Here is a 12,651-nt window from a genome sequence, read left to right on the forward strand (position 1 = left end):
CCTAGTTTAATATTTAAATTTTTATTTCATCTATAAATTACGATTAATATGAAAGAAACTATCGATTTTCATTCTTTTGAATTAGAATTATCCCAAATGGCTAAATGTTTGGCACATCCAGCCAGAATTCAAATTATTTCTATATTATCAAAACACAAAGACCGAACCTGTAAAGAAATTGTAGCCGAATTGCCGTTGTCGCAATCTACGGTTTCGAAGCATTTAAAAGATTTACTCAACGAAAATTTGATTTGTAGAAAACTGAGTGGTACACAGTCTTTATATACACTCGAATGGAATAAATTAGAAAGGGTTTTTACCATTTTTGACCGTTTTAGTAAAAAAACAATGGTGAATAGACCTAAAAGGAATTGTTGTTAAGTAGAGATAGACTGATAAAAAAGTACATAAATAATTAAAAAAACCTCATCTAGTTTCAAATTCATATTTGGAATATCAATACCTGTTTTTATACTAAAGTAGTAGTTTAGAGAACATTTAGATGTAGAACATTCTATAATTAAATAGCAATAGTCTACATAAAAGTTTTGCTATTTGTTACAAAAAAAAATGATTATGGATTTACAAATAGTTATGTTTTCAATTGAATGCAATAGAAACAACTAATTTAGTGGCTCTTAAAGGAAGCTGCAAGATTTTTTTAAAAAATAAATTACACCCTTTTATCAAATTCAATTGAATCAAGACTATCGATTTTAAATAAAGGCTCATTAAGCGGAAGTGTAAAACAAAAAGTAGAACCTATACCCTCTTTACTTTCAACCCATATCTCACCATCATTTTTTTCTACAAATCCTTTCACCAATAACAACCCAATTCCGGCTCCTTTATTGTCTTTTCTAGCTTTAGACAACGTACTCATTTGAGGTGTAAAAAGTTTATCTTGAACATCCTGAGACATCCCCATACCAAAATCTTTTATCTGAATAATTATCTTTTCAGATTCAACTGTTGCAGAGACTACAATTGTTCCTCCAATAAATGAATGCTTAATAGCATTAGAAATAATATTTTGAATAATAGAAAGAAACATTTTTTCATCAGCAAATACACTAGTGTTTATTTCAATATCGTTTTGAAGATGAATTTCATTTAGCGATGCTGATTTTTCAAGGGATTCAAAAACCTTTTGTACATATTGAAAAGGCGCAATTTTAGTAGGTGAAAAAGCTTCTGAAGCATACTTTATTCGAGCCCATTCTACTAAGTTATCTAACATGTTTAACTCATCAACAGCGGTTTGATGAAGCAAATCAAGCATTTCTTTAACTACATGAGGTTCCAGTCGATTTAAATTGGCTTTCAAATATTCTGCAGTACCAATTATCCCAGACAAAGGACTTCGAAGATCGTGTGAAACAATAGCCAAAACGTTCTCTTTATGCGCATTGAGATCTTCTAATTCTTTTACATATTTTTTGATTGCATCTTCTGATTTTTTTCGCTCGGTCAAGTCTCGAAGAATTTTAACGTACCCCAACATCTCCCCTTCCATTCCAATAAGCGGAAATACTAGACCGTAAGCATAAAACGAGCTTCGGTCTTTACAAATATGCCAGCGATTGTCTGTTGCTCTACCTTCTATTAATGCAGCATTAATTTCTGTTTTCGGAATACCGTTTTGTATATCCTCTTCTGTGAAAATGATATCAAAATGTTTACCAATAATTTCATCTGGTTCATATCCAAATATTCTTGTTGATCCAGAACTCCAGCTATTAATTATAAAATCATTATCAAGAGTAAAAATGGAATAATCTTGTAAGCTATCTATTACTTGGCTGTAAAACTCTGCGGTGGGAATATAGTTACTTCTAAGAATTTTAGGAACAGTATTATCGTTTTTCATTAAATTTTGCAACTACTATTTGAAATTATGAAAGTTAATTTTTGCTTGAATTGTTTAATCAATGCTTACAAATGTACACAAAAGAATATGTAATTATTTAAGACTCATTAATAAAAGGTCTGCAAAACCACCTTTATAAAAACTTCGTACATAACCTGTAAGGAAAGGAGTAATAGTTTTCATCCTGGTTCATGGAAAATTGAACCATAGCATGAAAAACCGCTATTAATTTAAAAATCACCAAATAATTCATTTAACAATGAAGGAGCAAAAATCTTTATCATTCATTTAAAACGGAATGAAAATGTTTTTAAAAATTAATCATCAAGTTAAATTTTGAGCTATTATTTTTTTATCCAGACTAAATATATTCGCCAACCCACTGAAAGGTAATAAATTATACAAGTTAATATAAAAATTATATAAATTTCTTGTTTCAACAAAACTTAATTTTGAATAAATAAAAGAAATAAATTATTTACTAATTGTACTAAAAATCGATTTCGGCAGCGATCAAAAAATAGCGGCTTCTCCATAATTTTTGTTAGAAAACTATTAAATCAAATTTTGTGTAGTGTAATACTTTCAATATAAAATTTAAAAATAACAGCTACTATTAATTCTGCTACTGCAAATATTTTACAACAGCTTAAAAAACAAAAAAGTGGATAAGACTTCTGTTCTATTTGCTTTTAAAAAAATCTAGGTTCTGGGGGAATACTCTTTCGCTATGACCAAGTGTTAAATACTAGTATTAATTTTAATTGTTAAATTATGAAAAATGAAGTTAAAATTCATGAAGTAAGTTCTGCGACCCTGAAAGGCCGTCGAGAATTTCTTAAAATCAGTGGTTTAGTTGCCGCCAGCACGGGACTGATCTTGATGGGATGTAACGATGATGACGGTCCTGCTACCGATCAAAAATTACCAGGCGTACGTGATGGTAAATTTGATTTAGGTGGAAATGATTTTGGTGTACTGAGTTATGCTTATGCTTTAGAGCAATTAGAAGCTGACTTTTATACTAAAGTAGTCAATGCAACTAATTTTAGAATCACGTTTAATGCTACAGAGCAAACCATTCTGACAGATTTATACAATCATGAGGTAATTCACAGAGAGTTTTTTAAAGCAGCGTTAACAGGAGCATTACCAGATCCAAGTAAACAGCTTCTTCCAAATTTAGCTTTCAATTACGGAACCCTAAATTTCAACAGCCGTAATGAAGTTCTAGCAACAGCTAAAGCACTAGAAGACACAGGAGTTGCTGCATATAACGGCGCTGGAAGACTATTGACTAATCCTGATTATTTGTTATTAGCTGGGAAAATAGTTTCTGTAGAAGCAAGACATGCCTCTGCTATACGAAGCCTTATAAACCCAAATTCAGCTGATTTTGCAGGAGATGATGTGATTAATACTTCAACTGGTCTTGACGTAGTAAAAACTCCTTCACAGGTGATTCCTATCGCTGCTGGCTTTATTACAACAGCTTTTACAGCAAAATTTTTACCGTAAATAACACTTAAAACGTATCATTATGAATATATTAAAATTTTTAGAGCCGTTTACCAATGAAAATCTAATGAATGGTAAAGCCTCCAGGAGAGATAGTTTCAATTTATTTGGACATTTAGGTAAAAATGCTGCTTTAGCCGCAGTTCCGTTTGGAATTGCAGGTTTGACTTCTACTAAAGCATTTGCAGCCGATATTAATCCAACTCCTTCTACACCAATAGGCGCCTTGCAACTTGCGTTAGTCTTAGAATATTTAGAGAAAGAATTCTATATTATGGGACTAGCGTCAGGTGTTATTCCACCTGGCGGAAGAGATGAAAAAGTATTTATGCAAATTTCTGCACATGAAACCGATCACGTAACATTCCTAATTGCAGGATTGGGTGGTGCAGGAAGTGCTAATTTTGTTGCAAAACCAACCTTTGATTTTACCGTTAATGGGGCATTTGATCCTTTCAATAAAACAGGAATTGGAACTACGGCGGCGTACGCGCAATTTCTTGCACTAGCACAAGCTTTTGAAGATACTGGGGTTCGTGCCTACAAAGGACAAGCAGCTAATTTAATTTCTACTCCAGATTTATTAACTGCGGCATTGCAAATTCATTCTGTAGAAGCACGACATGCCTCAGAAGTAAGAAGATTGCGAGGACTAAAAGGATGGATTACTGGAAACGAAAGAGGTGCGGGAATGCCTGCAGCAACTCAAGCGGTTTATGATGGTGAAGAAGTTACCATGCAAGCGGGTTATAATACCGCAACGCTTTTTGGCGCAGCAGCGGGATCTGAAGCTTATGATGAGCCTTTGACAACTTTGCAAGCTGTAAATATTGCCAACCTGTTTATTGTGTAATTAGTATTTATCCTGCTTAGAATAAATCAATTATAAAAGGAACTAATGTAGATCTTTTTATCCCACAAAAAAAGCCTCTCATTACTGAGAGGCTTTTGCTTTCTGGGTGGAAGACGGGGCTCGAACCCGCGACCCTCGGTACCACAAACCGATGCTCTAACCAACTGAGCTACAACCACCATTTGCTTAGCGGTGGCAAAGATACGACATAAGTTTACTTTTGCAAATATTTTTTTTAAAAAATAACGTGAAATTTATATCAAATCGCCTAAGCTATTGACTGCCAAATATCTTTCTACAGTAAAACCTTCAGCATGATCTACACCAGTAAGTCTTCCTAAATCTCTGGAACGGTAATTTAAGCTTTCCAGGAAATTTTTACTCGTTATTGGCGACTCAGGCTCCTTAGAGTTGGCGTCATAAAATTGAGAACTGTAGGCCAAAATCGCTTCAGTTTTTTTATCTGTAAAACCTGTAATGTCAACTACAAAATCTGGAACTATATTTTTCCATTGAATGTAATGATATACTAGTTTAGGACGCCAAGGGTGTTGCGCCTCTCCATCTATCGCTGTCTCGACCTTTACTAAACCTGACAAAAAACAGGCATCAGACACTAGTTTACTTCCTTTTTCATGATCAATATGGCGGTCGTCGATAGCATTACACAAGACAATTTCGGGTCGGTATTTGCGAATCATTTTTATGATTTCCAATTGGTGTTTTTCGTCATTAACAAAAAAGCCATCTCTCATCTCTAGATTTTCTCGCGCAGAAACACCTAAAATAGCAGCAGCGGCAGTTGCTTCTTGATCTCTAATTTCTGCCGATCCGCGCGTGCCTAATTCCCCTCGTGTCAAATCGATTATTCCCACGGTTTTACCCAAAGAAATTTCTTTTAAAATGGTTCCTGCACAACCTAATTCTACATCATCTGGATGCGCACCAAAGGCTAGTATGTCTAATTTCATCATTTTTTTTATTATTTTTTAGCAGAACAAAAAACAGTCTCTTTCTTAATTACAATACCTTTTTCATCGTCATAGATTTATTAACGCTTTCCTCCCACTCTTTTTCGGGAATACTATCCTTGGTGATTCCGCAACCCATGTATACATGAACCTTAGTCACTATATCAGTGGTATTTGGAGTATTGATTAAAGTATCCCCAATTTGCATGCAACGTAAATTTACAAACAAATCTGAGTTTACAACATTTGGAGTCATGCTACTATTCAATTCTCCCAAATAACCCGTGTAAAAACTCCGGTCATAATCTTCATTTTGAATGATAAAAGCTTTAGCATTGTTTTTAGGTAACCCGCAAACCGCTGGTGTAGGATGGAGCATTTCAATGATTTTTTTTAAACTCTCATGAACATTCAAACGTCCAGAAATATCCGTTTTAATATGCCAGATCTCACCCGCTTTGATGCTGTAAGGTTGGGTTACCAAAACTTCTGATGCAACAGCAGTTAACTCATTAACAATGTAATCTGTTACAAATTGCTGTTCTTCCTGTTCTTTTTTCTGCCAAATAATTGCTGTACTTCCGCTGTCTTTTTGTGTTCCTGCTAAAGAAATCGTTTCAAAAACACCAGCATTAACTTTCAATAACTGTTCTGGTGTGGCGCCTAACCAAATCCCAATTTTAGGATGATAAAAACAATAGACAAAAGTACTAGGATACAGTTGGAGTAATTTTCGGAAAGTTGCTATTAAATCAAAATTAGGTACTGGAATAGTTTCTTTTCGAGACAACACAACCTTTTTAAAATCACTTTTACTTATCGATTCAATTCCTTTGGCTACCAAATCTTTAAAATCCTTTTTAGCCAATTCATCGATGGTCGTTTGCTTCTCAGAAAAAAATAAATCTTGATTACTTTCGAAAGAAACTCGCATAATTTCAGATTCATTTTCAGGAATCAAAAAGGTGTTTTTTCCATCAAAAGACGAAATAACAAATCCTTTTTCTGTAAAATCATCAACTTGAAAAAGTGAAGCATCCCGCTGAAAAAAACCAACAACCTCAGGAGTATTGGGTTTGCAATACAGAACAAAAGGAAGTTCTTCCTGCAAGTGTTTTTTTGCTTTCGCTACAAGTGATTCCATTATTTATCTTCGCTTTTCCTTTTTGGTAAAATCATATTGGTAAGCTTACACAGTGAAATCAAGTTGTTTCTTTCATCGGTAATTCTAATTTCCCACAAGTGAATGCTTCTTCCTTTGTGAACTATTTTAGCTGTTGCCGTAACGATTCCGTCGCGTTTGGCTTTCAAATGATTGGCTGCGATCTCGATCCCGCGTACTTCACTCACATCTGAATTTACAAAAAGCATCGATGCGGCACTACCCACACTCTCTGCCAAAGCTACCGTAGCTCCTCCATGCAGCAATCCCATAGGCTGATGCACTGCAGAATTCACGGGCATCGTGGCTACTAAAAAATCTTCTCCTGCGTCAGTATATTCAATATTCAGCGTTTGCATTAAAGTATTCTTAGAAACATGATTGCAATACTGAAGTATTTTTTCTTTGTCGAATGTCATATTATTTGCTTTAAAAAATGTAAAATTAAAGAAAAGATGACTTACAAAATAGGAATTACAATTGTTATTCTTATTTTGAAAATAGATTTTCCCTATTTTTACAAAAAAAACAATTCGATGCCTCCCAAAATACTTTTACTTTTTATCGGAATAGCACTTGCGCTTTGTTCCTGCCGTTCTGATTTTGAGACAGTAGCAAGCACAGGCGATTTAGCGTTTTCCAAGGATACTATATACCTTGATACCGTTTTTTCGAATATAGGGTCGAGTACCTACCGACTTAAAGTATACAACAAAAGTAAAAATGACATCACCATACCAAGTATAAAATTAGGTAAAGGATTGAGTTCTAAATACCGCATGACAATTGATGGCATGCAAGGAACAGCAGGGAAAATTTTTACAAATGTAGCGTTGTTAGCAAGAGACAGTTTGTATGTTTTTATTGAAACCACGGCTAACATCGCTGATGCAAATCCAGCTGATTTTTTGTACACAGATCAAATTCAGTTTGATAGCGGTGCCAATCAACAAAATATTGAATTAGTAACTCTTATCCAAGATGCAGTTTTCCTTTATCCACAGCGCTTTGCTGACGGAACAAAAGAGACGCTACCTATTGGAGAACAAAAAATTGAAGGTTTTTATTTGGATGAAAATGATCCTGTAAACGGAAATGAGTTGCAGTTTAACAACAACAAACCGTATGTCATCTATGGATATGCCGCCATTCCTTCCAATAAAACAGCTACTTTTGAAGCAGGAACAAGAGTTCATTTTCATGCTAATTCTGGTCTTATTGTAGCCAACAAAGCTTCGATTCAAGTGAATGGAGCACCCTCAACTACAGGCAAGTTGGAAAATGAAGTTGTTTTTGAAGGCGATCGTTTAGAAACTGATTTCTCAGATGTACCGGGACAATGGGGAACTATTTGGCTTACTGATGGAAGTGCTAATAATAAACTGAATCATCTTACAATCAAAAATGCTAGTATCGGCTTGCTAATTCAAAACAATGACAATACTACAGTTGCTATAAAAAATACCCAAATTTACAATAGCAGTACCTACGGTATCTTGGCGCAGACCGCAAAAATTAATGGAGAAAATTTAGTCATCAACAAAGCTGGTTTGGCAAGTTTAGCGTGCTCTTATGGAGGTACTTATTTATTTACCCACTGTACCTTCAATAATAATTGGAACAGTTCTCAGCAGGTAGCAGTTGCAATAAGCAACTTTATCACTGGAGCTATTCCTGAAGTGAAAGATTTGAGTGCTGCAACCTTCAATAACTGTATCATTTATGGTTCCTACGCCAATGAAATGAGTTTAAATAAAAAAACAGGAGCTGCTTTTGAATACCAATTCAATAATTGTTTAATTAAATTTGATAATATTTCGAACCAATTTAGTACAAATCCGCTGTATCAATTTAGTACCGACACAGCACATTACAACGCAATCATTCTGAATAAAGATCCCAACTATTTTAATCAATCTCAGAATAAGTTCAATATCGATGAAACTTCTGCCGCTTTTGCAAAAGGGAATTCGATGTATTTAATTCCATTAGACATTTTAGGAAATACTAGAACTGTACCCCCTGATTTGGGAGCTTACCAAAATAAGACTTTTCCTAAATAACTCACTATAAAAGAACGCGTACCGAATTGAAATTCAAAAATTAAGCTTGATTTAATTAAACATTTAATAACTTGATATAGGGAAATAAACAGTAGTTTTGCCAAAATTTAACACCTCAAGCAAAATTAATTTTAAACAATTTCAACCAATTATCAAATTATGAAACAAATTTACTCCTTGCTCTTTTTATTACTTTTCACAGTAGCTTTTGGTCAGGCACCGGCAAACTACTATACAACGGCGACCGGCACGGGATATACCTTAAAAACGCAACTTTACAATATTATTAAAGGTCACACAGTTCAGGATTACGCGGGCCTTTACATTACTTACGAAACCTCTGATATCGATAATTTTTTTGAAAAAGATGGCACTGTCTTAGATATGTATTCTGAAAATCCTGCAGGAGTAGATCCGTATACTTATGCTATAACTGCTACCCAGCGATGTGGAAATTACGTTGCTGAAGGCGATTGTTACAATCGAGAGCATATTATACCACAATCCATTTTTAATTCAGCATCACCAATGGTTTCTGATGCTCATTTTATTACTCCAACAGACGGAAAAGTAAATGCGATCCGTTCTAACTACCCGCATTCTGTTGTAGTAACACCTACAGAGACTACAAGAAATGGAAGTAAATTGGGAGCTAGTACTACGACTGGTTATACAGGGCCCGTTTTTGAACCAATCAATGAATTTAAAGGTGATATAGCTAGAATGTATTTTTATTTTGCCACACGTTATGAAAATACAGTTTCAACCTACAATTACGCAATGTTCAATAATACGACTAATAAAGTATTTACAACAGCATTTTTAAATCAATTGCTGGCATGGCACAATCAAGATCCAGTAAGTGCTAGAGAAATTGCTCGTAATAATGCCATTTATGCTCGCCAAAATAATAGAAATCCTTATATTGATCATCCTGAATATGTTGCATCTGTTTGGACAACAGAACCAGTTGATACGCAGGCACCAACTGCGCCTACTAATTTGATGGTAACAACAACTACATCAAACACTGCGTCGGTATCATGGTCAGCAGCTACAGATAATGTTGCAGTAACAGGGTATGATTTATATGTAAATGGAACTTTAAAATCTACAGAAACTGGTTTAACTGCTACTGTGTCTGGATTAAATCCTTCAACTTCGTATTCATTTTATTTAATAGCGCGAGATGCAGAAAGAAATTCGTCTCCAGCAAGTACTACAGTAGTTGGAACAACAACTGCAGCCCCTACTGGTGGAACGACAGCTTCAGAAATATTCTTCTCGGAATATGTAGAAGGAAGTAGTTTTAACAAGGCTTTAGAAATAGCTAATTTTACAGGAGCAGCGGTTGACTTATCTGTTTATTCCATAAGAAAACAGTCCAATGGCGCCGGAGCTTGGAGTGCAGGTTTAAATTTAACGGGTACATTAAATAATGGAGCTGTATTCATTTTAGTTGATCCGCAAATAGCATTATCCTGCTATGCAGCTTCCAGCGCAAACTTATCTTCTGCACAAGAAGCTTTTAATGGAAATGATGCAATGGGCTTGTTTAAAAATGGCGTCCTTATTGATGTAATTGGAACTTTCAATGGTGGTACTGCGAATTTTGCAGCTGACGAAACCTTACGAAGAAAACCAAGCATTTCTGCACCAAATGTAACTTTTAACAAAGCAGCCGAATGGGATTTATATGCTAAAGATACTTGTAATGGCCTAGGAAGTCACGCATTAGCAACTTTATCTACTGTTGATTTAGAAGAATCAAAAGTTACAATTTACCCAAATCCATCCCATGGAAGCGTAAAAATCAATTTTGAAAATGCCAATGAGAATTATGATGTTCAAATATTTTCGGTTTTAGGACAAAAAGTGTTTGAAAAGTCATTTCGTGAAATTCCTTCTGCAGCTATTAACAACTTACAAAAAGGTATTTACTTTGTTAAAATAACTAATAACTCGCAATCGGTTACTAAAAAACTAATTGTGAACTAATATTTAATAACATAATGAAATTTAAAGCGGCATTTTTATGCCGCTTTTTTTATTCCCTAATTAAAAAATTGCTGCAGTATTTTTAAATAATAGTAATCCAAAATATGCTGCTACAGCGTTTAAAATTAGAATTCATTCTATTTAAGTAAGACTTCGCTTATGATAGCTTAAATGTTAATAGTTTTGTTAAAAAAATCTTAAATACCTTTACAATTTGTTAACATGAAACAGCTTTAAAGTTATAAATTTGTGCGACTTAACTATTTTAAACTTGAGAATCAAGTTTTTAAATATTGAAGTTAACTACAAAAACCATAACAACTTTAAACAATGAAAAAAATTTACTCTGCATTATTATTCTTATTCTTATCTGTTGCATCAGCACAAGCACCGAGCGGCTATTACAGTACAGCAACAGGAACCGGATACACTTTAAAAACCCAACTATACAATGTAATAAAAGGGCATACTGATCAAGGGTATGCTGGACTCTGGACTACCTATGCTACATCGGATAGGGACCATCAAAATGAAAATGACAACACTATTTTCGACCTGTATTCTGAGAATCAAAACGGAGCCGATCCATACACTTTTATTCTTACAACAGAACAATGTGGTACTTATTCAGTTGAGGGCGATTGCTACAATAGAGAGCACGTAATTCCACAATCTACTTTTAACTCTGCAGCACCAATGGTATCTGACGCACATTTTATTCCGCCAACTGATGGAAAAGTAAACGGCATACGTTCTAGTTTTCCACATGGTAACGTAGCAACGGCATCAATAACAACTTTAAACGGAAGTAAATTAGGCACAAGTGCTGTTTCTGGATATACTGGAACTGTTTTTGAACCAGCGCCGGCTTTTAAAGGCGATATAGCCCGAATGTATTTTTATTTTGCAACACGTTATGAAAATACGGTAGCTGGCTATCCTTTTGCCATGTTTAATGGTAGCAGCAACCAAGTATTCACGACCGCATTTTTAAATTTGTTACTTTCATGGCATGCCAATGACCCGGTGAGTGCAAGAGAAATTGAGAGAAATAATGCTATTTATGCACGCCAAGGAAATAGAAATCCTTTTATTGACAATCCCGCTTATGTAAGCGCTATTTGGGGTGGAACTACAGGAGGTGGAACAACCGACACTACGGTTCCTAGTACACCAACATCGCTAACATCAACATCTAAAACGACAACATCAGTAACACTTGCATGGAATGCATCTACTGATAACGTAGGCGTAACAGGCTATAATGTATATGTAAATGGTGTTTTGAGAACAACGGTTACCACTTTGAACACTGTTGTGGGTAGCTTGACAGCAGCCACTAGCTATACCTTTACTGTGCGAGCAAAAGATGCAGCAGGAAATTTATCTGCAACGAGTAATTCTTTGACTGTAGTTACTAATTCGAACAACACAGCAACTGATTTATTATTTTCGGAGTACATAGAAGGTTCTTCAAATAATAAAGCGTTAGAAATTTCAAATGCTACTGGTGTAGCAGTCAACTTATCCATCTACAGCATCAAAAAACAAAGCAATGGCGCTGGAGCGTGGAGCGCAGGCTTACCTTTATCTGGAACCTTGAGTTCTGGTAGTAAATTCACTATCGTAAATAGTCTAATGTCCTCTTCCTGTTATGCTACTAGCGCTGCCAATCTTTCTACATCTGCTACCGAAATGGCATTTAATGGAAATGATGCCGTGGGTCTGTTCAAAAACGGAATTCTGATTGATATCATTGGTACATTCAATGGCGGAACTGCAAACTTCTCAATTGATGAAACCATCCGCAGAAAAGCGACTGTAATGGCGCCTTCAACCACTTTTAACAAAGCTACTCAATGGGATGTCTTTGCATTAGACACTTGTAATAACTTAGGAAGTCGTGTGCTTGCAAAGGAGCCAAAAACTACTCTTGATGTTGCTCTTGATGCCATTGTTATTTATCCAAATCCATCCAATGGAACTTTTACTATCAACAATTCGAACCAAATGTATTCTATCGAAGTTTACTCCATAATCGGTCAGAAAATTTTCAGTGCAGAAAACACTACCAAATCTGAAATTACAATTCCAAATATTGCTCGAGGAACCTACTTGGTTCGCATCAGTACCAATCAGGAATCAGTCATAAAGAAATTAATAATCAACTAAATTAAAAAGCGGCAAATTGCCGCTTTTTTTTTGCTCAAAATGTA

The 12,651-nt window shown here is 35.0% G+C and carries 10 protein-coding genes and 1 tRNA gene; 6 read left to right on the forward strand and 5 right to left on the reverse strand.

From position 1 onward, the window contains the following. Positions 1-48: 48 nt before the first annotated feature. Positions 49-381 (forward strand): ArsR/SmtB family transcription factor, encoded by a 333-nt coding sequence (locus tag AC061C_RS06185; protein WP_417971868.1) that lies wholly within the window; start codon positions 49-51, stop codon positions 379-381. Between the two features lie 292 nt (positions 382-673). Here the strand turns inward: AC061C_RS06185 and AC061C_RS06190 are convergent, their stop codons facing one another. Continuing rightward, positions 674-1,870 carry a PAS domain-containing sensor histidine kinase gene (locus tag AC061C_RS06190; protein WP_478290439.1) on the reverse strand — a complete coding sequence of 399 codons (1,197 nt, stop codon included), beginning with the start codon at positions 1,868-1,870 and terminating at the stop codon, positions 674-676. 774 nt (positions 1,871-2,644) lie between these two features. Here AC061C_RS06190 and AC061C_RS06195 point away from each other — a divergent pair. Together AC061C_RS06195 and AC061C_RS06200 are read left to right on the forward strand one after the other, a co-directional pair. Then, positions 2,645-3,388: a ferritin-like domain-containing protein gene (locus tag AC061C_RS06195; protein ID WP_478290440.1), complete on the forward strand. Its 744-nt coding sequence runs from the start codon at positions 2,645-2,647 to the stop codon at positions 3,386-3,388. A gap of 22 nt (positions 3,389-3,410) precedes the next feature. Next, positions 3,411-4,241, forward strand: coding sequence for a ferritin-like domain-containing protein (locus AC061C_RS06200; RefSeq protein ID WP_478290441.1), 831 nt, complete (start codon positions 3,411-3,413; stop codon positions 4,239-4,241). A 104-nt stretch (positions 4,242-4,345) separates the two neighbouring features. Here the strand turns inward: AC061C_RS06200 and AC061C_RS06205 are convergent. The 4 genes from AC061C_RS06205 to AC061C_RS06220 form a co-directional block, all read right to left on the reverse strand. Then, positions 4,346-4,421: transfer RNA gene (locus AC061C_RS06205), tRNA-His, on the reverse strand. Between the two features lie 74 nt (positions 4,422-4,495). Beyond that, entirely contained in the window at positions 4,496-5,212 is a 717-nt protein-coding gene (bshB1, locus tag AC061C_RS06210; protein WP_417977397.1) for a bacillithiol biosynthesis deacetylase BshB1, read from the reverse strand. A 49-nt stretch (positions 5,213-5,261) separates the two neighbouring features. Continuing rightward, on the reverse strand, positions 5,262-6,356 hold the full coding sequence (locus AC061C_RS06215; RefSeq protein ID WP_478290442.1) for a chorismate-binding protein: 1,095 nt from the start codon (positions 6,354-6,356) through the stop codon (positions 5,262-5,264). After that, positions 6,356-6,793: a PaaI family thioesterase gene (locus AC061C_RS06220; RefSeq protein ID WP_478290443.1), complete on the reverse strand. Its 438-nt coding sequence runs from the start codon at positions 6,791-6,793 to the stop codon at positions 6,356-6,358. The genes AC061C_RS06215 and AC061C_RS06220 overlap by 1 nt, the downstream gene beginning before the upstream one ends. 117 nt (positions 6,794-6,910) lie before the next feature. Here AC061C_RS06220 and AC061C_RS06225 point away from each other — a divergent pair, with 117 nt between their 5' ends. The 3 genes from AC061C_RS06225 (at position 6,911) to AC061C_RS06235 (ending at position 12,607) form a co-directional block, all read left to right on the forward strand. Then, entirely contained in the window at positions 6,911-8,437 is a 1,527-nt protein-coding gene (locus AC061C_RS06225) for a hypothetical protein (RefSeq protein ID WP_478290462.1), read from the forward strand. A gap of 159 nt (positions 8,438-8,596) precedes the next feature. After that, positions 8,597-10,435 carry an endonuclease gene (locus AC061C_RS06230; protein WP_478290444.1) on the forward strand — a complete coding sequence of 613 codons (1,839 nt, stop codon included), beginning with the start codon at positions 8,597-8,599 and terminating at the stop codon, positions 10,433-10,435. A gap of 330 nt (positions 10,436-10,765) precedes the next feature. Further along, positions 10,766-12,607 (forward strand): endonuclease, encoded by a 1,842-nt coding sequence (locus tag AC061C_RS06235; RefSeq protein ID WP_478290445.1) that lies wholly within the window; start codon positions 10,766-10,768, stop codon positions 12,605-12,607. The last annotated feature ends 44 nt before the right edge of the window (positions 12,608-12,651 follow it).

The sequence above is a fragment of the Flavobacterium sp. GNP010 genome, assembly GCF_056428945.1.